This is a genomic window from Paenibacillus polymyxa, assembly GCF_001719045.1.
Taxonomy (GTDB): domain Bacteria; phylum Bacillota; class Bacilli; order Paenibacillales; family Paenibacillaceae; genus Paenibacillus; species Paenibacillus polymyxa_B.
The window spans coordinates 3,192,865-3,215,460 of the sequence record NZ_CP015423.1; the positions used below are offsets into that span (position 1 = coordinate 3,192,865).

Genomic DNA, 22,596 nt, shown 5'->3' on the forward strand with positions numbered 1-22,596 from the left:
TCATAAGGGATCAACTTGAATGCTATCTGAGCGCAAGCTGAGCATTTACTGAATGAAATTTGGGTGGCATGACTAAAATTTCAGCTAAAATAAACTTGTATTACGTGTATTAAGTGATATAATACACTACAGGCACGATAGATGCAGCCGATTAGGGGGAAACACCCATGGAAGAACAACGGGTTGGCTCGTTCCGATTTTTAATTGACTTTAGCCAGCCATTATATGAACAAATATTAAATCAAGTACGAAGCTCCATTGCTAAAGGGGAGATCGAAATGGGAAGCAAAATGCCATCTGTTCGTGATTTAGCGCAGGAATTACGCATGAATCCGAATACCGTGATGCGGGCATATCAGGAGCTGGAGCGGGACGGATTGACTGAGAAGCGGCGCGGGTTAGGCACTTATGTTACTTCGTCCGGTGAACGGATTGCCAGCTTTCGGGAACAATTGGCTATAACATATATAGATCAGTTTCTCGGACAGATGAGTAGCCTGGGGTTATCGTGGGAAGATGTACAGCAGTATATACGAAGCAAACAGGACGGAAATGGCAAGGAAGGAGGCGATAAGGCATGACGGAGTCTGTTGTGGTTGCGAATCATCTGGTGAAGCAATACGGCAGTAAAAAAGCACTGGATCAATTAGATGTCATCATTCCGGCAGGACGTATTGTAGGCGTGCTTGGACCCAATGGCTGTGGGAAGTCCAGCTTCTTTCGAGCAATCACCGGATTGATTCAGCCAGATGGGGGCGAGCTTCAGGTGTTGGGCCGACAGCCTGGTTGGGAAACCAACCGGGATATATCCTATCTTCCTGACCGGGCACGCTGGTACCCCCATCATACAGTTCAGCAGACGCTGGAATGGGGGAAGTCTTTTTTGCCTGGTTTCAATATAAAAGATGCGTATAAACTTGCTGATCATATGGACGTCGAGCTGGAACTTAAAATGACTGGGCTGAGTCGCGGACAGGAGGCACGTGTGCTACTGATTTTATGTCTGGCACGTGAGGTTCCAATCATGATCCTAGATGAGCCGTTTGCGGGTATTGATGTCCTCTCCAGAGAGGCCATTGTAGCCGGGATTATTGATTATTTGGAGGGGCGGCAGCAGTCGATACTCATTAGCACGCATGATATTCAGGAAGTGGAAGGCTTGTTTGACTACACGGTCATGATGGACCGCGGACGGATCATATGGTCTGGTGATTCGGATGATCTGCGTGCAGAGCATGGCTCGCTGAATCAGGTGTTCCGCAATTTGTACAAAAAGGAGTGGAAGGCGTGAATTCATCAGGGCTGTTCAAAGATTTGATACGCCATGAATTTCGAAATAAAGGAAGCTGGAGAAAGCAAAGTCGCAATCGACTACCGAGATCGTGGAGACTCGTGTATTTCTCATTATTTCTAATTGCGGCGTTCGCTATTTCCTTGTACTTCGCACTTCACAACCAGCTCGAATTGACAAGGCTGTGGTATGTCACCCTGGGCCTGCCGTACATGATCATTTTTATGGGTGTGGGAAGTTTGAGAAGAGAATGGGAAAATGACACCTACGGATGGTGGCTGACCCTTCCCTATCCGCGCATATGGCTGATTAGCGCCAAATGGATTGCGGCTATTTTACAAACCATGGTCGTAATATCGCTTTTGTTTGTGGTGGGTTCTCTGTACGCGTTGTTCATCTCATCAACCATACAGCCTTATACGTTTGCGGATGCAGCGTCTTTTATTGTAGCCGGATTGAACTGGTTTGTGATGATTATCGCCTTCACACCGTTGGTTATTGCGCTGGGTCTATTGACGGCCAGTACCAAATACAGCACCTTGCGGCCGCTTAACCCGATACTGTGGATTCTTTTGATGGGTGGCGGGAGTGTCTTTTATTGGTCGGGCGATCAGGGGCTTTATGAGCAGTTTGACCATGCTCAAACAGGACAATGGTTTCCATTTACCTGGCATTTCCCGATTGCGGTGTTGATGAGTTGGATTGTTGCGTATGTATTAATCCGCTTGAGCGCGTATCTGCTGGAGAAAAAACTGTCGATTTAGGCTAGCGTATCTACAGGATCTATGAGGAAGGAGTTACTACACCATGACGACGATATTTATATATGTATTGATGGCTGTTCTGGTGGGGCTGATGATCTGGCTAAGGACCAAGAGACGAAGGGGACCGGTAAAAGGAAACGGAATCCGGATTCTGCTCCCCTTGTTTATCGCATTCCCGCTTATGATGATGTCTGTGTACCAATTAATGCATATTCCCGGTCAAACGTACGCGCTCCCCGCCTTTTGGGAACTGCTGGTTGCCGGGCTACTAGGGGCTCTGTTTGGCTATGTTATCTTGCTGCATACGGCGTATGAAAGACGGGATGACGGTCTTATTTATCCCAAGCCGAACCAATATTTTAAATATATTATTATCGCTATTATCTTGATTCGCGTCGTTTTGACCCAGTATCTCAGTAGTTTGGGTACGACCGAAATTAGCATGCTGGCAATTACGATGGCGCTGGTGTATATCTCAATCTGGCGAATCGGGAGCTTTATCAAGTTTCGGAGAACGTTATCCGTATAACAATAGCAATGGGGTTAACACAGCGGCTTACTATTCAAAAAGCGTTCATTCGCTTGGCGATAGGAGCCGCTTTTTGAGTTTTGGCATTAGCAAGTTATCACACATTGTTATTGCTCCCCATATCCTTTATTCTAAGGCTTGTGGCTTGCATTGTAGCAGTACAATTATAAATTTTTGAAAGGAGGGTTATTGAGGTTTCAAAAGATTTAAATGGGGTTTAAAGTTAGATAGGCGGGGAAAAGTTGCTTCTTGCGATTAGGTGTAACTTAATTAGTTACATAAAAGGGAATTGTTTTCAATTTTCTATTTTTTTTATGTTGAGAGGGGCTTACATTCATGAAAAAACATACGGTTACTGCCGCACTCGCTGGCTTGCTCGTGCTATCTTCTGCTGTACCGGCCTTGGCGGCCGAAACAAAACCCGCTACAGGTATTCAGGTTTGGGTAGATGGCAAGAAGGAGGCTTACAAAATTGCGCCTATCGTGAGAAATAAGCAAGTCTTAATTCCCCTGAGACAATTGGCCTCCAGTTTGGGAATTCCGTTGGATGCCAAGCATATTACATTCAATACGGCGCGACAAAGCACGACCATCCGATATGATCAGGCGACGGTTGTACTGGTGTCTGGCAGCCCGGAAGCGCAAATCAACGGGATTAAAGTGCCACTGTCCACCTCGACCATCTTGACCAAGCAAGGGGTAACCTATGTACCGGTTGATGTCGTCAAAGAAGCATGGGGCAAGCAAGTGATTTGGGACCCGGCCAGCCAAACGGTGCAAATCGGGGTGAGTAATAAGGATAAGGTCATTGAAATCGTGAAAAGCTTTGAAACCGGAGACACGAAAGCGGCCGAGACTTGGATCAGCAAGGATCAGTACATTCAGCACAATCTGAGCTTTGCTAGCGGAAGAGATGCGTTGCTGCAAGGGATTAGCCAGGCGAAGGGTGCCAATGTACAGGTTGAAATCCAACGTGTAATTCAGGATGGTAATGATGTAGCGGTTCATTATAAAGAATCCATTGCAGGGAAAACGAGCATTGTTTTTGATATTTTCCGCTTCGATAGCAATGGTAAAATTGTTGAGCATTGGGACAACATGCAGGACTCGGCTCCAGCCAATCCAAGCGGACACACCATGATTGATGGAACAACACAGATCACGGATCTCAACCAAACTGAGACGAACAAAACACTGATCCGCAAGTTTGTGGATGATGTCCTGGTTGGCAAAAATCGTGCTGCATTGGAAAGCTACTATAACGGTGACCATTACATTCAACATAATCCTCTTTTTGGTGACGGTGTATCCAATTTGAAACAAGCATTTTCCGCAGCGGGAAGCCAAGGAGCTTCTTTTGGATATGATCAGGTTCACATGGTCATTGGAGAAGGCAACTTTGTGCTGGTTGTGAGTGAATTGACATCGTCTAAGGGAACTTCAGCCGCTGTTTATGATCTGTTCCGGGTAGAGAACGGCAAGGTAGCGGAGCATTGGGACGTAGTTCAGGAGGTTCCAGCTAAAACAGAGTGGAAAAATACAAACGGCAAGTTTTAAGAAAGTGCATTTGTGGTATGGCGTGATTGGCATGCTTCCCTAATCGTCCTCTTCCTGTTAAAATGATGCAAACTTATAACAGGAGGTTGGACGATGGAAGGCTTGAAGCAACGTGTGGGCTGCCTGCATGCACATCACTCGAACATAGCCTATGTGGAACGAGCTTTTGCTTCTTATGAGGTGGAGCTGATACATTTTGTGGACCCTGGGCTTATGCGCCGGATCTCGTCAGACCCGCATTTTTCTGCGGACGATGCCAGTCGCAAGGTAGAAGAGCAACTGAGCTGGATTGCTCAAAGCGATATAGACGTTATTTTGATAACGTGCACGAATTATATCGTTTTGGCAGAAAAAGCTCAATTGACCCTGTCTACACCAGTAATTGCGCTGGATGAGCCCTTTTTTCATGAGATATGCGATGATTTGCGGCCACGGACCTTGGTATTCACGAATCCGGCTACTGTAGAGGGAACGATGAAGCGTCTTTATCATACGGCTGCTCTGTTAGGCAAACCGGATATCTCTTCTTGGATAGAGGTTAAGGTGGTGGAGGACGCTTTTGAACTGATTATGCAGGGACGTGAAGACGAGTATAAGGAATTGCTGGTTCGTTCGCTGTATGAGCTAAGGGAGGTTGATCCAAGCAGAGGGCTGGCTGTAGCACAGTTGTCTATGGTTGATGCTGCGTTACAGGTGGAGCTGGAGACGGGGCAAACGATTGGTAATCCCTTACGGTCGTTGTCGAATTCAATTGAGGATTTGTTAAGTTAAATAAGTATAACCAAAAGAACTTCCGCCCCGTGTTTTGGGCCTGTGGAAGTTCTTTTTTTTTGGGAGGAGGCTGGCGAGCAGTTTACTTCTACGCTGTTCATCACAGATTCTGTTGATCTTGGGTGATGAGTGCTGCGCCTGCCGATTCTCTTTGGACAAGCGTAACGTATAAACGTTCATGCTCCACGTCTTCCCCAGCAATGATTTTGAGAACTTGTTCGGCAGCTACAGCGCCCCATTTACGCTTGGAATAGTCAATCGTTGTCAGACGGGGCTGAATATATTGCGCCAGCTCGATATTATCAAAGCCGACGATATGAATATCCTTGCCAATCGTCAGCTCTGACTGAGCCATTCGATTGTACAAGCCCACTGCCATTTCATCATTGAGACAAAATACGGCTACAGGTTCCGAACCCGGGCTAACGTGTTGCTGCAAAATGATCTCAGCCGCCTGTTCACCGCCCGATTTCTCAAAATCGCCGTCAATTTCGATCATTTCAGCCACGCCGCTACGCTCAATGGTCTGCTTGACCGCCTGCATCCGTTGCCATGAATCGTAAGAACCTTCTGGTCCGGTAACCACATATAGCTTACGGTGTCCCAATTCTAATAAATGTTCGATTGCGAGAGCGGCGCCCGCTTTGTTATCCAGCAGCACCTGGTTAATGTTAGGATGATTCAGTTCACGGTCCAACACGACAATTTTATGTCCTCGCTCGGCGTAGTTCAGTAGCTCCTGACTATCAAACGTCTGATCCAGCACAATGGCGCCGTCGATCATGCGTTCCGGCAGCATTCGGTGAGACTGCTTACCGCTGCATACGATGAGATCATAGCCCTTGCGGTTCAAAATTTCCTTGATGCCATACAGTAAATCTCCATAAACGTCTCCACGGAAATCAGTTAGGAAAACGCCAATAATTTTGGTCTGCCTTTTCTTGAGATTACGTGCGGCGGCATTGGGCACATAGTTAAGCTCTTTGGCAATGGCTAAAATACGTGCGCAAGTTTCTTCTGTTACCTTATCGCTACCATTCAAGGCATATGAAACGGTAGATATGGAAACGCCCGCCTGTTTGGCGATATCTTTAATGCTGACCACATCGTCACCTCCTTGTCGTCCGTCTTATAATTGCTATTGTATATTCATTATTAACCACATATCTATTCCAAATGTCTTAGTCCTACACATAAGCAGCAAAGGGCGATCCCGCAAGATCGCCATCCCTTTGTTGCCTATACCAGATTTAGCATTAAAAACGCTTTATAAAATAATCTCCAGACGGTGTACACCGTCATGTTCTGCCAAGGCTTGCTCGAAAATCTCGCGTTTGATGCGCAAGGCACCGGAGCGGTAGCGATTATCATCGGCTGGCACGCTTTCCAGTGGTGTTCCGTTCAATACTGTACGGCCTTGCTCACCGCCAGTATGCTCTTGCAGCATGCGGTAGACGAAGGTGATCGGTTTTCCTGCAAAGGAAAATTCAAATTCCAATCCGTCGAGATGCTCCGGCAGCACGGGGTCCAGGATCAGATCTTCGCCCGACTGACGAACACCAAGGACATTTGATATGAGCTGATTCATATAGATTCCTGGACCACTGGAATAGATTCTCCAGCCGCCTTTGACGGGTACGGCTCCTTCACGCAGTTCACCAAACCGTTCCTGTGCTTCATAGCGGGTATTAAATTTACCGTCCGAGCTGCTGAAATAGGCGTTGCTTTGGCGCCATTCGGCATTCGGTACGGACGCACGTATGCCGACCGGATTGATGAGCTTCAAGCTGTGCCAAGCGTCATCCTTGCGTCCCAATTTGGCCATCGCTTCCGCAAAGCGGATATGGGCATGCACATATTGCAGCCCGACCTCACGTCCGAAGTTGGCCGCTTGCTCTGCACGCTTGAAGTGCGAGCTCACACCGCCATCATACTGTGCAGGGCGGTTCATCAGACGCACGCCATCCGGGCAGAGGAACTGCTCACGGATGAGTTGCTCATGAGCCAATGCTTGCTCAGGCGTGAGCAGCTGGCTGATCATGCTGCGTGTCATCGGCAGCAGCCGATAATGGATTCCTGTCTCGGTGTCAGACGGATGGAGCATCAGCTTAGGTTGGCCGGGCTCTTCCATATACACGAAGCCCGGAATAATTCCGCTCTCCAGCATGTAGCGGTTAAAGTCTTTACGGATGCCATTGGCCATCTGATGTAGATCTTGTGCGATCTTGTCGGCTTCACTTACTACACCCGCGGGGGCCTGCTCCAAAGCAGCAGCAAAGTTACTAATAACTTGGTAGGTGAGTGCAACCGTCCAGCTGCTCGCCATGTATTGCTTCAGCTGAGCATTGGCTGGTTGGAGGGTATCATCCCAATCGCCGTCGCCATAGGCCGACAAATACGTATCATGCAGGAAATTCTCGCGAATATATTCGATTTCCTTCAGGGCATGTTCCATGAGAGTCGCGGTCTGCTTGGTATAATCGAAAGTATGCCGATGGGTGTAAGGCACATTTTCTCCCAGAATACTGTAATCACGGGTAGCGGTCAAATAATCGCCCAGTACCTTGAGCGGCCAGACGATAATATCTCCATGGCTTTCTTCTTGCTGCACGTGAGTATAGTTGTCAAACATAAACCATTGCGGCCAGTTTCCGCTGTCCTCGTACTGATGGCTGAAAACAGTCAGCAAAATGGAACGAACCTCATCGAACTTTTGCATAGCTGAGAAATATTCCACAGGCCCCTGACACACATCACGTGTTCCCCAGGCTGCACCGCCGTATTGCTCCAGACCGTGAGGCACAGAGTAGTGAACGAGCATATTGTGGGTGTACCACCAAGCCACTGCGTTCACACGGAATAGCTCGCTCGTTTCGTGTTGACCCAGCGACAGATGGAAACCGTTCATAAGCTCGGCAAAATATGCCCGATAGCGCTCGCACTCATCTTCAAAGGAAGCGTGACGCTCTTTGTGCGCTGATTCTTGCCCAGCTGAAAGCCCATTCAGCCAACCCTGCACGGTGCAGGTCCATTCGCTGCTGTCACCCAGCTCCAGCACAACCAGAGACGCATCAGGAGAAGCTTTCCCCTGTAGCAGTGCGTGAGCGTCGCTCACATGCTGTAATGGAGCGCCCTCTATGTGCATTCGGTACAGCAGGTCTGGATAGGCTTCGGCACTCAGGGAAGCTGAGTCTGCCCGGAAGAGTAGGGCGTCACCTTCACGTTCCATATGAAACGGGAGTTCATATTCGTTCACATGCATAGACATTTGCTGAGTGATGAGGAACGGATAGGTTTTGCCACTCGCCGCACGCATGTGAAGCCGTACTTCTGGGCTATCGACATTCGTATGGTTTGTAATAATGAATGTATCGTCTGCCGTTTTGTAATACCAGCGCACATAATTGAAGCCAATCTCGAACAGGGAAGGCATCGTAAGCAGGCGGTATTTCCCTTGGATTCCGACATAAATACGTTGACCGGATGTCTTGGGAATATTGAGCGCATTACGCGCGTTGGTAATCATTTTGTTGAAATTTGTATTGCCGATTACGAGTTGGGAATTGAACACCCCGTACATATAGGAGGTGGTTGTAATGGTTTCTTCCTTACCTCCTGAGTAATGCCCACCCATTAAAATGTGCCCATGGGGACGCTCTACACGAAGCTCTTTGGATTTGAGTACGACATGCTCATAGCTGTCCGTGAAAAAGGAAAGTAGCTCATCGCCATCCCGTTCTTCTTCCTGCCGTTTGGGGAAAAGTTGATCCACTTCGGCATCGGTTAAGTCCAGCGTGCGCAGCGGCTCACCGATGGTTTGAGCTGGAGCCACACGCCCTGCCTGAAGATCACTTGCCGCGCGTACCGGTATGATGGTCTCGGAAGCGTCTACTAGAATGGCAGCTACTTCGTCACGTGCTTTTGTCACCAGTTCCTGATACTCCAGCTTTGTCACTGCGGCTGGATGATTCGGCTGGAACAGACCGTAAAAAGTAAAGCGAGCTTCCCCAGCCAGTTTCACCCGCTCAGATTGCAACGCGGTATAGGCGAATTCGTATTGGTACACTTCATTGGCGAGCGAGTCGCGACGGAGTGCTTCCGGCTCATTCGTTTCTTTGTACGAAAGTCCAAAGAACTGAAATCCGTCAGTCGAGTAACCAACAGTGCGGGTTAACGAGCCTTGTTGAATGTATGGGAATGCCTGACTTTGAGGCTGGTTTTGACGTGAGCAAACGGTATAGCCTCTTTGTTCATCATGGTAGACGGTGTGGTCAATATATTGAGATAAATAAGCTTCATTACTGCGCACAGCAGCGGTATCGGCAATGCCGATATCCTGACCGTACACGACATCTGCTTCCACGTCATCGCCCTGTAGGGTTACATCCCAGAACCATACTCCCAGGCGGCTTAGCGTGAAGGTCACCTGATAGCCTACACCAGCGGTGAAACCTTCCCAAATAATCTGCTGATCCGTTTGTCGGATTACTCCCGGTGAGCGAACCCCAAGCAGGGGAGTGATACTTACACCGGACGGACGGTACAATCTCAAGTACAGATTGTTCAAGGAACCGTCGACTGAATTGGTCAACAGTTGGTTGATCATCGTTGAGCCGTGAGCGATCTTGTACACATCACCGCTGCTTAAGAAGGTAAAAGACAGGTCTCCGGTCCGCAGCAAAATATTTTGATCTAGACTTGTATTTATCAAAGGGAACGCCTCACTTTCCTGTTTCTTTTACTAACCGAAAATGGCCTTCTGTAGTATCTCGGCTGTTAGGTCCTGTAAAGACGGCAAATTCACCGCTGTCACTGTCAAAGCTCAAATCTGCATGATGATAGCGCAGCTGAGGCTCGGTCACTGTAAATTCCACTTCCCGGCTTTTGCCTGGGGCAAGCAGGACTTTGCAGAAATCTTTCAGTTCTTTCATCGGACGAACCGTATCACCGCTGATATCACGAATATAGAACTGGACGGTTTCCTCGACTGGACGCGTTCCTGTGTTCGTTACCTGCACTTTAACGGTCAGCTCCTGACCGGGAGTAAGAGTGTCGCCGGAAAGCTGTACGCTGTCATAGGCTACATTGGTGTAGCTCAGTCCATAGCCGAACGGGAATAAAGGTTCGTTCGGTACGTCTAGGTATTGGGAGACGTAACGTTCTTTTGTATTCGGGTCTAGCTGCGGGCGTCCTGTATTAAAATGATTGTAATACACGGGCACCTGTCCGACCGATTGCGGGAATGACATGGTCAGGCGACCCGTAGGTTCGGCATCACCGTACAACAAATCGGCAATCGCCGCGCCGCCTTCGCCACCAGGGAACCAGGCTTCCAGTACAGCGTCTACTTCTTCAATAACACCGTGCAAATCCAACGGACGACCATTAAATAGTACGGCTACCATAGGCTTGTTCAGCGTCTTCAGGCGCTTCACCAGTTCCAACTGGGCTTGTGGCAAGCGAATATTGGAACGGCTGCCTGCTTCACCACTCATATCCGAGCGCTCTCCAAGCGCCAACACGATAACCTCTGCTTGGCTGGCAGCTTGCAGAGCTTCTGTATATTGCTCCTCAGTCATATCGTCGATAGAGCATCCTGCCGCTACCGTGAGCAGCGAGGAGGATATTTTCGATTGGAACCCGTCAACAACACGAATGGCTTCCTCTTGTGAACCGCTCCACGACCAAGAACCCAGAATATCGCCGCTCTCTGCAAAAGGTCCGATCAACGCAATAGGTTGATTGCGATTCAATGGAAGAATGGAATCATTTTTGAGCAACACGCAAGATTTAATAGCTAATTCTTTGGCAACTGTGCGATGAGCGTCGCAGAACACAACTTCACGTTCACGCTCAGGGTCTGCGCCGCGTAGCGGATTCTCGAACAAGCCCAGCTTTTGTTTGAGCTTCAATATACGCATCACTGCTTCATCAATGAGCGCTTCATCCAGCTGTCCGCTGCGAACCAGCTCAGGCAGATGCCCGTTATAGCAGGAGGTCATCATTTCGATATCTACGCCAGCCAGCAGTGCTTTCTTCGCGGCCTCGCGCTCATCCTCGGCGATGCCGTGAGGGATAAGCTCCTTAATGGCGGCCCAATCCGAAATGAGTACACCATCAAAGCCCCATTCATCACGAAGCAAATCACGCATCAGGCGCTTATTGCCCGTTGCGGCTACGCCTTCTACGGTATTGAAGGATGTCATCACCATTTCACAGCCTTCATCTAAAGCAGCTTTGTAGGAGGGGAGATAATACTCTCGCAGCTGCCATGCGGACACATCAACAGTATTGTAATCCCGTCCGCCTTCGCCAGCTCCATATGCGGCAAAATGCTTCACGCATGCGGCCACCCGGTCGGTATCGTTCGTCAGATCTTTACCCTGAAACCCCCGCACAAACGCACGAGCAAATTCGCTGTTGAGGTAAGGGTCTTCCCCTGTAGATTCCATCACACGGCCCCAGCGCGGGTCACGCACCAGATCGACCATAGGAGCGAATGTGACGTGAACACCGGATACAGCCGCTTCTCGGGCAGCAATGGTAGCGCTCTCTTCTGCCAGCTGCATATCCCATGAGCAACCAATAGCCAGCGGTATAGGGAAAATCGTTTTGAAGCCGTGTACAATATCTGCCATAATTAAAAGCGGAATACCCAGACGGTTTTTACTCAAATGAGCCTGCTGAACACGAATCGCTTCTTTAGCCCCTGCGATGCCAAGCACGGAACCGACGTTATGGACATTTTTTTCTGTGATGCCGAGAGAAGCCATAGGACCGGTAATTTGACTATCTGTTCCCGCTTCTTCAAAGAAGGCACCTACAAGCTGTAGCAGTTGATCGACTTTTTCTTCAAGCGTCATGTTTTCTAAATAGGAATTCAGGTGTTGTTCCATCATAATCCTCCATAAGCTGTATTGTTGGTGGACAGCTCTCTTTTTCAGATTCATGAGATTTTTTGGATAAAGATGATTCAAAAAAGTGCTGAACAGGCTAATAGCTAGTATAGAAGCATAATATTCTGTCGTATTATTAATCGAAACGTTTCTATTGATGAACTCAGTTGGATTATATACGCTTTCAAATGGAGAGTCAAATCCAATGCAGCGGATTTTTATAGGCTAAATAGCGTAATAAAGATGATAAAAACGAAAAAAAGTCAGGATTCCGAGTGAATAAAAAATAATATTGCTATTGAATACGGTTTCAATTTGTTCTATAATGACTATCGAAACGTTTCTATTGACGGGTATGGTCCTTGTGCTTTGAACATAAGTGTTATAGCGGTATGCTTTAATCGCTATGTATTTACATGCATCAGGATTTTGCAAAATTCGATTCCAATCAATTATTGTATTTTTGCAAAGTCCTCGTATTTGAATCCGTTATCATATTGCATGATCGGTAAACCGATCATCTCGGGAGGAATTTGTATGATGAAAAGAACGTTGGGGATCATTTTGGCAAGTACCTTATTACTGGGGGGCGCGCTGGTAGGCTGCTCGTCCAAGGATGATTCGTCTGGCAAAGATGCGAACGGCAAGACGACCATCACCATGTGGGGCATGGGAGCAGAAGGAAAACTGCTGCCTGAAATTGTAAAAGATTTTGAGAAAGAAAATCCAGATATTCACGTTGATGTACAGGCGTTGCCTTGGGATAACGCTCACGATAAGCTGCTGACAGCAGTTGCTTCAAAATCCGGTCCGGACGTGGTTCAGTTAGGTACATCATGGGTTCCCGAACTTGCGTCTGCGGGTGCATTGACGGATATTACCCCTTATATCAGCAAGTATCCTGAACTGGAATCGAAGAATTTCTTCGAGGGTGCTGTAGGTACGACAAAATTTGAAGGGAAACCAGTCGGTGTGCCTTGGTACACTGAAACGAGAGTTTTGTTCTATCGTTCTGACCTACTGAAACAAGTCGGATATAATGAAGCGCCTAAAACGTGGGAAGAGCTTTCCGATGCTGCTCAAAAGCTGGCGGCTCGGGGCAAAGGCAAATATGGCATCTCCTTTAGTGCAAAGGAGCAGTCTATGGGCTTTATGTTTGCTCTCCAGAACGGTTCCAAGCTGGTTGACGAGCAGGGCAATCCGCTGTTCAATCAACCACCGTTTGTGGATGCTGTGAAGTATGTGAATACCTTTTTCCAAAATGGCTCTAACGCAGTGGATATTGGAATTGATTCCGTTCAAGGTTTGCAAGGCGAGGGTATCGTTCCAATGTTTATCAGCGGTCCTTTCATGATTAAAGAAATCAAGAGCAAGGCACCAGAATTGGAAGGTAAGTGGAATATAGCGGAGCTTCCTGGCAAAGTAAACAACCTGTCCGTTTTGGGTGGAGCCAACCTTTCAATTATGAAATTCAGCAAGCACCCAGAGGAGTCGGCCAAATTCCTGGCTTACATGAGCAAACCAGAAACACAGCTGAAATGGATGGATCTGTCCAGTAACTTGCCTGCAACTACTAAATCGTGGGAAGATGCCAAACTGAAGAGTGATCCGATGCTTCGGACGATTCGCAAACAGTTGGATCATTCCGCAGCATTGCCGCAACTGGCCGCATGGGAAGAGGTTTCTCAACAATTCATCAAGAGCTTCGAACGTATTTACCGCGGTCATGCCGATGTACAGAAGGAAATGGATGACTTTAATCAGCAGGCTGCAAGTATAATGAAAAAATAATGATCCATATCCGTCATTGTCAAAGGGAGTGAAGGCATGAAAGGAAGCTCGCAGAAGCTTGCGCCATACTTGTTTATCGGTCCCTCCATCATCCTGTTAACGCTGTTTTCGTTGTTGCCGATACTACTGGCGCTCGTGATCAGCTTCACGGATATGGATCTGTCCGGACTCGTTAATTATGAAAGTATTCGCTTTATAGGATTGGAAAATTACACGAACGTGCTTTTGGACCCTTCCTTTATAAAGTCCCTTGGTAATACCCTGTTCTTCGTCATCATCGGTGTTCCGTTGGTGCTGATATTTTCGCTTAGCATCGCGATTCTGATTAACATGGGGAAATCACGTGCTTTCAAAGTATTCCGCGTCGTGTTTTATCTGCCTTCCGTAACGAATGTGGTTGCGGTCGCAGTGGTTTGGAGCTATCTGTATAATCCGACGCTTGGATTATTCAACTACGTACTTGGTCAGATGAATTTAGGTCCCGTCCCATGGCTGACCGATCCAACAGTAGCGAAAATTTCGCTGATTGTGTTAGCGGTTTGGCGGGGCATCGGCTTAAACATGATTATTTTTATTGCGGCTATTAAAGGGATTCCGGGTTCTTATTATGAAGCGGCTCAGCTCGACGGTGCCAATACATGGCAGCAAATTCGTTATATTACGCTTCCGCAGCTTCGTTACGCTATTTTCTTCGTGTCCATCACGACGATGATCGGCTGGCTGCAATTTTTCGAGGAACCGTTTGTCATGACCAAAGGGAAACCGCTCGACGGTACGCTGACGGCATCCCTGTTCATTTACAATAACGGATTCCAATTTAGTAAATTCGGGTATGCCGCGGCGGGATCGTTCATTCTGTTCTTCGCGATCATCGCGGTGACGCTGATTCAGTTCCGTTTGCAAAATAAAGCGGAGTCCTGATAGAGAGAGGTGATGAACGTGAAAACAGCTGTTCAGCAAGCCCGCGCCAATACGCGCAGTGGTGAAAAAACATTTCAATGGTTCGTGGCGATTCTCCTGACCGTAGGAGGTCTGTTGATGGTGCTGCCTTTTGCGTGGATGATTCTATCCTCCTTTAAGACAGAGGGGGAGGTAACCAAAATTCCTCCGACCATCTGGCCGCAGCATTTTACACTGGATAATTTTAAATTACTATTCGATAGCATGGCTTTTGGAACCTATCTGACGAATACGCTGATTATTGTTTTAGCTTCCTTCTTCGGATTATTTCTGAATGCCATGGCAGGTTATGGCTTTGCCAAATTCCAATTTAAAGGCAAAGGGTTTCTGTTCTATTTGGTACTGGCAACGATGATGATTCCAGGCCAAGTGACGATGATTCCCGTCTATTTGATTCTGAACCAGATGGGGTTGACCAATTCCATGCTAGGGATTGTCCTGCCTGGATTGGTAGGTGCGTTCGCGATCTTCCTGTTCCGGCAGTTCATGTCCGATATCCCGGAAGAACTGCTAGAGGCGACACGCCTCGATGGAGCAGGGGAGTTCCGTACTTTTCTGCAAATCGTATTGCCTATCTCGACACCGATTCTAGCAGTACAGGCCATTTTAACCTTTATCGGCGGATGGAACAGCTTCCTGTGGCCGCTCATTATTGCGAACGATGAGAAGCTGTACACATTGTCCGTCGGACTGTCACTGCTCAAGGGACAGAACGAAAGTCAATTTGCCCTTCAAATGGCAGGCTCGACCTTTATGGTCGTTCCGATCATGATTATCTTCATTGTTTTCCAAAAGTATATTATCGAGAACTATACGATTTCGGGGATTAAGTAATAGTGTAGTGACAAACTATAGGCTGAACATAGTAACGGCGTAGTTTCTTGGTTCTAAACCAACGAGACTACGCCGTTTACTCTAATGGAAATATGATCAGCAGGACAACTATTACTATTTAGAAAAGGGTTATTCACTCAATAAGTTTGTTTATAAAACGAAACACTTAGAAATACGTAACCAATTGCTTATCGTTTATTCTAAACATTAATAAATGCATTAAGTATTTAATAATAATATTGACTATAATAAATATGGTGTGTTATATTAAAACCGTAAATAAAACGGCTTCTTAGTCTTGGTGGTACAACGGATTTTATTTTCGCATTCAGAGAGGATGGTTTAGGTGGCAGCAGCTGTAAAAGCAAAGATGATCGTAGACAAATCTTTTCGTATTGCTGAAGTCGATAAACGCATTTATGGCTCTTTTGTAGAGCATCTCGGGCGTGCCGTATATGGTGGCATTTACGAGCCTACTCATTCAACCAGTGATGAAGGCGGTTTCCGAAATGATGTTAAAGATTTGGTAAAACAGCTTGATGTTCCTATTATACGCTATCCGGGAGGCAATTTTGTATCCGGTTACAATTGGGAGGACGGTGTCGGCCCTGTCGCGTCCAGACCTAGACAGTTGGAGCTGGCGTGGAGAACGGTCGAGCCGAATGAAGTGGGTACGAATGAATTTTTCAAGTGGGCCAAGGATGTAGGTTCCGAAGTCATGATGGCAGTTAATCTGGGTACGCGCGGAATTGATGCTGCGCGTAATCTGGTGGAATATTGCAACCACACAGGCGGTTCCTACTGGAGTGATCTACGTCGTAGTCACGGTGTAGAGCAACCACATAAGATTAAAACCTGGTGTCTTGGTAACGAGATGGATGGCCCATGGCAGATTGGTCATAAGACAGCAGAAGAATATGGCCGACTGGCTGTTGAATCTGCAAAAGCCATGAAGCTGATTGATCCTGACATTGAGCTTGTATCTTGTGGTAGCTCCAGTTCCACAATGCCGACGTTCCCAGAATGGGAAGCAACCACACTGGATCATACCTATGAGGTAGCAGACTATATTTCCTTGCACCAATACTACGGCAATCATGACAATGATACGGCTAATTACCTGGCACGCTCTATGGATATGGATCATTTTATTCATACGGTCATTTCGACTTGTGACTATATCAAAGCAAAGAAACGCAGCAAGAAGAAAATGATGCTCAGCTTTGACGAATGGAACGTATGGTACCACTCCAATGATGCGGACAAAAAAATTGATCCGTGGTCTGTGGCGCCGCCGCAGCTTGAGGATATCTATAACTTTGAGGATGCACTGTTGGTAGGCAGTATGTTGATTACGTTCCTGCGCCACGCGGATCGTGTGAAAATGGCTTGCCTCGCCCAACTGGTCAACGTTATTGCGCCGATCATGACCGAGAATAACGGAAAGGCGTGGAAACAAACGATTTTCTATCCGTATTTGCATGCCTCCCGTTATGGTCGTGGCATATCGCTGATGCCTGTTGTGGATTCGGAAAAATACGATTCCAAGGACTTCACAGACATTCCTTATCTGGACAGCGCTGTAGTTTATGATGAAGAGGGAGACGCACTGACTGTCTTTGCAGTGAACCGTCATTTGTCTGAATCGCTGGAGCTGACAGTAGATGTACGCAGTTTTGAAGGCTACCGCATTGTCGAGCATACTGTATTGGAGCATGATGATCTTAAAGCGACCAACAGTCCAGCTGGTGAAAAAGTTACGCCTCACAACGGCGGCAACGCCAAGCTTGAAGACGGAATTGTAAAAGCTCATTTGGGCAAAGCATCGTGGAACGTTATCCGTCTCGCTAAGTCACATTAATTCTCTTCTGTAAAAGGTCCAGCTTCGACTGTATCTAAATAAGCTCGCATTCTCTCTTGTAAGAGTATTACAAGAGCGGCAATGCGAGCTTTTTGCGTAAAATGAGCCATTTGTCCCTCCATAGATATAGGTCTCTAAGAGAAGGGTGGATTTTAAATAAATATTATGTTTATTACTAAATTTAACTAGACAAAGATGATCCTTATTCACTAAGTGCTCGTACTCCGTACATTTTTATGAAGTTAATTAGACCCAGTGCCAGACTTCCCAGGTGAAAAAAGACCCTATTATATCGTTGTCAACGTACTGATATCTGAAATGCAGGGTGTGCAATCCGACTTAAATCCACGTTATACTTTAAAAGACAGTCTATTTAAATCCAAATGGTGGTTGTAGTATTTCGAGAAAGGAATGATCTGTATGAGTCAAACAGACGAATATCGTTTTCAAGTGAACTTGGGCGGTATGATTGATATTTTGGCCAATCATTTATATAGCAGTCCGCGAGTGTTTATACGTGAGGTTCTGCAAAATGCAACAGATGCGATCACGGCTCGCAAGGAGCTGCGGAAGGTTGCTGCTGAAAGTAATGTATTACAAGAAGACAAGGCCCTTGAAGATACAGCTTCTGAGAGTAACGACTATGAAGGTAAAGTCATCGTGGAGTTATCTGGTTCCGGGGAGCATCAGGTATTGATGATTCAGGATAACGGCATTGGATTGTCAGAAGAAGACATTCACCGTTTTTTGTCGATCATCGGTCAGTCTTCCAAGAAGGGAGCCGATTTGCTGGCTTCTGAGACTTCGTTTATCGGACGCTTTGGGATTGGGTTACTATCCTGCTTTATGGTGAGCGATGAAATTGTAGTGCTGACCCGCTCGGTGAAGGAAGGCATCTCCATGGAATGGAGAGGGAAGCCGGATGGGACGTATACGATTCGTCGATTGGAAACCGAGCTGCCTGTAGGGACACAAATTTATTTGCGCTGCAAGCCGGGAAGTGAGTTTTATTATGAGCCAGCGCAGGTGGAGGAGTCTCTATTCTATTATGGGGCGTTGCTGCCGTATCCGGTCATGCTGTCTGTAGATGGGGAGACCAAACGGGTCAATCTTCCGTCGACGAGCTGGATGCAGGACCCAGATCAATTACGGAGTCGCCGTAGTGAGGTACTGGATTTAGGCTATCGCCTGATGGGCGAGCGCTTCAGTGATTTTATACCGTTGCGGACGACATCGGGCAGAACAGGCGGGATTGCATTCATTTTGCCTCGCAGTGTTAATCTGAACAGCAAGCGGCTGCATCGGGTGTACCTGAAGCATATGCTGGTGTCGGACAAGGCGGAAAATGTTTTGCCGGAATGGGCATTCTTCATTAAAAGCCTGATTTGGACAGATGAATTGCAACCAACGGCATCACGTGAGTATTTTTATGAAAATGAGCAGCTTGACGATGTTCGTTCTGAACTGGGGACCTGTATTCGGGAAGAACTGCTACGCATGGCGCAGTATGAGCCAGACCGCTTGCAGCACTGGATTCGTTTGCATGAGCTGTCCATGAAGGCGCTCGCCGTGGAGGATGATGAATTTTTGCGGATAATGTACCGTTGGTTTTCCTTCGAAAGTACATTTGGGCGGCGTGAGCTGAAAGAACTGATCCAAGAGGCGGACGGACGTCCACTGCATTACACATCGACAGTAGATGAGTATCGTCAGATTACGCATGTGGCGGCGGCGCAATCCATGTTGGTGATCAATGGCGGCTATATTTATGATTCAGACATTTTGGAAAAGCTGCATTGGATTGACCCTAACCTGCAAACAGAGCGTCTTAGCCCTGAGGAAGTATCTCTTTCATTTACCGGGCTAACGCAGGAAGAACGCGAGAGTTATTACGGTGTGCTACGTGTCATGGATGCTGCTTTGCAGCCGATGCGTTGCCGCGCTGAGTTGAAGCGTTTTGAGCCTGTGAGTTTGCCAGTGTTGTATACTATTTCTCAGGATGCCCTGACCTTGCGCTCTATGGAAAACACGGTTGAGGAGACAACCTCACTTTTTTCCAATGTGCTTGATAGTCTGAAAGCAGGAGTTCAGCAAAATTCGGGCTATTCCACCTTATACTTTAATCTGAACAACCCGGTGGTGGCGCGGATTCTTGAAGCTACCGATACGCAGATGGTCACGGCAGCTACAGAAATGATGTATGTGAATGCGCTTATGATGGGGCACTACCCGATGAACCGCAGTGAGTTGGGACTGATGAATCGGAGTGTGCTGCATTTTATCAATTGGGGATTAGGGAACGGACAAAATGCGTAATTGCGTAATTATAGGGGGAGCCAAATGGAAGATACGATATATGAATTGATGGAACAGGCGCAGGATCTGCCCGGGGGTGCAGCAAAGCTGGCGATTCTGGAAGAAGCTGTCCGCTTGGCAGACACATCCGGGTTGAAGGAACTTGCTTATGAAATCCGGGGAGAGATTGTAGACTGCGCTATTTTTAACGGATATCCATTGAAGTCGCTGATTGCTTTTTCGTGGCAGCTGGGCCAATTTGATCAAAATCCAGAGGAATACGACGCAGATGAGCTGTTGTGGAATTACAAATGGATACTCGGGAAGGTGTGCAGCTTTTCCAATATATCGAAGACTCAAATAGAAGATCTGGCGGAAGATATGCGCAGACGTTATGCCGAATATGGGTATAATGAGCGTCCATATTACTATTATAAGTTCCGCATCGCGATGGACATGGGTGAACTGGATGAAGCACGGCGATATCTGGATACCTTCCGCTCGGTCGAGCGGGACAGTATGAGTGATTGTGAGGCCTGCGAGCAAAGCCAGATGGTGCGTTTCTACTACTTGACCGGAGAAGACGAGCAGGCGCTTGCCGTGGCAAAACCGATTTTGTCGGGACGGATGAAATGTGCAGAAGTACCGCATGTGACGCTTTCTCAGGTACTGTTGCCGCTTTATCGTCAAGGCGAGGTTGATGAGGCAAAGGAGAATCATCGCAAAGGCTATCGCCTAATTCGGGATGAACGCGACTTCCTGAAAACGATAGCGGAGCATATCGAATATTTGGCGATTGCCGATCCAATTCAAGGAATCGAAGTGGTAGAGCGTCATCTACATATGGCACTGGACTATGAGAGCGGGCTGGAGCAGATGTATTTTTACGCGACGATGGTGAGTCTACTGCAAAAGTTGGATACTTCGGGAGAAAAACGGTTGATCCGGTTGCCGGCTTCCTTGGAATGGGCTAGAGAGGATCGCACATTGACAGAAATCATTGCGTATTTTAGGCCACTGGCAGAATCAGCGGCGGCTGATTTTGATCGACGGAACGGGAATACGTTTTATTCCGATTGGATCGGGAAAATTGTTCAAACGGCATAGAAGAAGTGGTAGCTGTGACGAATATTTTATACAGCCCAAACAATGAGCAGGTATAATGTTCCTGTGAAATGACAGGAGGGGTTATGTTGTGACCGTAACCGAAAAGGTGATTAATTTCGCACACCGCGGAGCTTCAGGTGTATGTCCCGAGAATACGATGGCGGCATTCCGCCACGCCTTGGAACTGGGAGCAACAGGTATAGAGACGGATGTGCAGCGTACCCAAGATGGGCATCTGGTGCTGATTCATGATGAGTCGCTGAAGCGTACGACAGGTTGCTCACTGGATGTAAGGGATATTACGCTGGAAGAATTAAACAAACTGGATGCGGGCGGTTGGTTTGATGAGAAATTCCGAGGTGAGCGGGTCCCGATGCTGGATGAGCTACTGGAACTAGCCCAGTCCTCGAATACAATTATTAATTTAGAGTTGAAAAATAGCATTTATCTCTATCCGGGAATGGAGGAAGAGGTCATTGCTGCCGTGAAGCGTTTTGGGTTGGAACAGCGGGTAATCATATCCAGCTTCAATCACGAATCGCTGGCGCTCTGTGCGCAGCTTGCTCCTGAGATCAAGACGGGGGCGCTGTATATTGAAATTATGGTTCGTCCATCGGAGTATGCCACCCAGTTCGGGGTTACAGCACTTCATGCCTACAAACAAGTTGTTACACCAGAAGCTGTATCAGAGGCTTTGGCATTAGGCGTCGTCTACCACCCATGGACGGTGAATGAACCGGAAGAAATGAAGCGTCTGCTGGAGGCCGGGGTGAACGGCATCATTACGGACTATCCTGATCGGTTGGCGCATTTGTTGGCTGTTCGCTCTTCCTAAGTCGAAACACACAGCGGAACTGCGACTTAGGTTTGCAGGTATATGACTGTGGCTATTTATTGAAGTGAAAAAGACTCTCCTATACGCACTCGTTTTTACGAGGCGAGGGAGAGTCTTTTTTTGCCTTAAGCCGAAGAGCGTATCATCCACGATGACCTTGATTCCTTTCTACTTGATGCCGAGCCGCATGCGATAGCTGAACAGGATATCTAGTGTTCTGCCCTGAAAATGATTCTCTACCAGCTTCACGAAGCGGGCTATATCGTCGTCAAGCGCTCGATTGCCAAGTTTGAAGAGACTTTGAATACCCCCTTGGCTGAGAGCGAGCCCTGTATAGCGAGCTGCGTCACACTGCTCACGGTTGTGAAAGACAATCTCCCGGGTATATCGGAATTGTCCGCTGCGGTGCAGATTAGCTAAATGCTGATCCTTGCTCCATTTATGAGCTTGTTGCTCTACTGGGGCTTCCTGTTCCAAAAGGGTATCCGCTTTGGTGATAAGCTCTATATAAGCTTGCTCTATCTGCCATTGCAGCACCGGAGGCCAGTCACAGTCAAAGGCCGCAAACACGCCGCCCTGAGCCAAGACCCTGCCCGCTTCCTGAAGCGTGCTCTCGGGGTCCATCCAGTGAAAGGATTGAGAGCAGGTAATGACGTCTACAGTTCCGTCTTCAAAGGGCAGGTTGTTGGAGAACCCGCTTTTGAAGGAAATGGTTCCTGCTATTGTCGTTCCTGCTGTCTCCAGCTTGTGCTGTGCTTTTCCTCTCATGTCCGGGTTAGGCTCGATACCGACGATTTGCCGAGCGGCGTTTTCCCATATGAAAGTTGAAAGTCCTGTACCGCAGCCAATATCGGCAACTAGCTCTACGTTTCGCTCCAGATAGCGGCTGATGATTTCCACGACGAGTGTCGGCGCTTCCGGGCGATGCTGATCGTAGTTGTCGGCAAAACCGTTGAAACGATCCACATTACTTTGCAGATTTCCCTCAGGTATCATAGGTCCTTTTCCTCCTTAGTTTCGACTGGGCGGCCGTGTAGATTCAAATGCTGATGTACTCCTTTATTGTACAAGTTTACATGTTCATCCATCTACTCTCGTGATTTCA

At 47.5% G+C, this 22,596-nt stretch carries 17 protein-coding genes; 13 read left to right on the forward strand and 4 right to left on the reverse strand.

Going from position 1 to position 22,596, the window contains the following annotated elements:
* Window positions 1–167 precede the first annotated feature (167 nt).
* The 6 genes from AOU00_RS14255 to AOU00_RS14280 all read left to right on the forward strand — a co-directional run bounded on the left by AOU00_RS14255 (window position 168) and on the right by AOU00_RS14280 (window position 4,912).
* The gene (locus AOU00_RS14255) at window positions 168–581 is read left to right on the forward strand and encodes a GntR family transcriptional regulator (protein ID WP_061830723.1); all 414 of its coding nucleotides are present in this window, start codon (window positions 168–170) and stop codon (window positions 579–581) included.
* Window positions 578–1,291: an ABC transporter ATP-binding protein gene (locus AOU00_RS14260; protein WP_061830721.1), complete on the forward strand. Its 714-nt coding sequence runs from the start codon at window positions 578–580 to the stop codon at window positions 1,289–1,291. Before AOU00_RS14255 ends, AOU00_RS14260 begins: the two co-directional genes overlap by 4 nt.
* On the forward strand, window positions 1,288–2,055 hold the full coding sequence (locus AOU00_RS14265) for an ABC transporter permease subunit (protein ID WP_061830719.1): 768 nt from the start codon (window positions 1,288–1,290) through the stop codon (window positions 2,053–2,055). Before AOU00_RS14260 ends, AOU00_RS14265 begins: the two co-directional genes overlap by 4 nt.
* Window positions 2,056–2,098: 43 nt before the next feature.
* On the forward strand, window positions 2,099–2,584 hold the full coding sequence (locus AOU00_RS14270) for a CcdC protein domain-containing protein (RefSeq protein ID WP_061830717.1): 486 nt from the start codon (window positions 2,099–2,101) through the stop codon (window positions 2,582–2,584).
* Between the two features lie 336 nt (window positions 2,585–2,920).
* Window positions 2,921–4,141, forward strand: a complete 1,221-nt coding sequence (locus AOU00_RS14275) for a stalk domain-containing protein (protein ID WP_069290870.1) — start codon at window positions 2,921–2,923, stop codon at window positions 4,139–4,141.
* Window positions 4,142–4,234: 93 nt separating this feature from the next.
* On the forward strand, window positions 4,235–4,912 hold the full coding sequence (locus AOU00_RS14280; protein WP_069290871.1) for a hypothetical protein: 678 nt from the start codon (window positions 4,235–4,237) through the stop codon (window positions 4,910–4,912).
* Between the two features lie 100 nt (window positions 4,913–5,012).
* Here the strand turns inward: AOU00_RS14280 and AOU00_RS14285 are convergent, their stop codons facing one another.
* The 3 genes from AOU00_RS14285 to bglX all read right to left on the reverse strand — a co-directional run bounded on the left by AOU00_RS14285 (window position 5,013) and on the right by bglX (window position 11,808).
* Entirely contained in the window at window positions 5,013–6,017 is a 1,005-nt protein-coding gene (locus AOU00_RS14285) for a LacI family DNA-binding transcriptional regulator (protein ID WP_069290872.1), read from the reverse strand.
* 162 nt (window positions 6,018–6,179) lie between these two features.
* The gene (locus AOU00_RS14290; protein WP_069292050.1) at window positions 6,180–9,620 is read right to left on the reverse strand and encodes a GH36-type glycosyl hydrolase domain-containing protein; all 3,441 of its coding nucleotides are present in this window, start codon (window positions 9,618–9,620) and stop codon (window positions 6,180–6,182) included.
* A gap of 13 nt (window positions 9,621–9,633) precedes the next feature.
* On the reverse strand, window positions 9,634–11,808 hold the full coding sequence (gene bglX, locus AOU00_RS14295; RefSeq protein ID WP_081330712.1) for a beta-glucosidase BglX: 2,175 nt from the start codon (window positions 11,806–11,808) through the stop codon (window positions 9,634–9,636).
* A gap of 537 nt (window positions 11,809–12,345) precedes the next feature.
* On the opposite strand from bglX, the gene AOU00_RS14300 reads away from it, so the two are divergent.
* From AOU00_RS14300 to AOU00_RS14330, 7 genes are all read left to right on the forward strand, one after another.
* Window positions 12,346–13,599 (forward strand): sugar ABC transporter substrate-binding protein, encoded by a 1,254-nt coding sequence (locus AOU00_RS14300; RefSeq protein WP_069290874.1) that lies wholly within the window; start codon window positions 12,346–12,348, stop codon window positions 13,597–13,599.
* Window positions 13,600–13,635: 36 nt separating this feature from the next.
* Window positions 13,636–14,520 carry a carbohydrate ABC transporter permease gene (locus AOU00_RS14305; protein WP_069290875.1) on the forward strand — a complete coding sequence of 295 codons (885 nt, stop codon included), beginning with the start codon at window positions 13,636–13,638 and terminating at the stop codon, window positions 14,518–14,520.
* 18 nt (window positions 14,521–14,538) lie between these two features.
* Window positions 14,539–15,393, forward strand: coding sequence for a carbohydrate ABC transporter permease (locus AOU00_RS14310; protein ID WP_023986622.1), 855 nt, complete (start codon window positions 14,539–14,541; stop codon window positions 15,391–15,393).
* Between the two features lie 346 nt (window positions 15,394–15,739).
* Window positions 15,740–17,254 carry an arabinosylfuranosidase ArfA gene (locus AOU00_RS14315; protein ID WP_069290876.1) on the forward strand — a complete coding sequence of 505 codons (1,515 nt, stop codon included), beginning with the start codon at window positions 15,740–15,742 and terminating at the stop codon, window positions 17,252–17,254.
* 420 nt (window positions 17,255–17,674) lie between these two features.
* On the forward strand, window positions 17,675–19,570 hold the full coding sequence (locus tag AOU00_RS14320) for an HSP90 family protein (protein ID WP_069290877.1): 1,896 nt from the start codon (window positions 17,675–17,677) through the stop codon (window positions 19,568–19,570).
* Window positions 19,571–19,594: 24 nt separating this feature from the next.
* The gene (locus AOU00_RS14325; RefSeq protein ID WP_069290878.1) at window positions 19,595–20,656 is read left to right on the forward strand and encodes a hypothetical protein; all 1,062 of its coding nucleotides are present in this window, start codon (window positions 19,595–19,597) and stop codon (window positions 20,654–20,656) included.
* Window positions 20,657–20,744: 88 nt separating this feature from the next.
* On the forward strand, window positions 20,745–21,491 hold the full coding sequence (locus AOU00_RS14330; protein ID WP_069290879.1) for a glycerophosphodiester phosphodiesterase: 747 nt from the start codon (window positions 20,745–20,747) through the stop codon (window positions 21,489–21,491).
* A gap of 168 nt (window positions 21,492–21,659) precedes the next feature.
* Here the strand turns inward: AOU00_RS14330 and AOU00_RS14335 are convergent, their stop codons facing one another.
* A complete protein-coding gene (locus AOU00_RS14335) occupies window positions 21,660–22,487 on the reverse strand; it encodes a class I SAM-dependent methyltransferase (protein ID WP_069290880.1) in 828 nt (275 codons plus the stop codon).
* Between the last annotated feature and the right edge of the window lie 109 nt (window positions 22,488–22,596).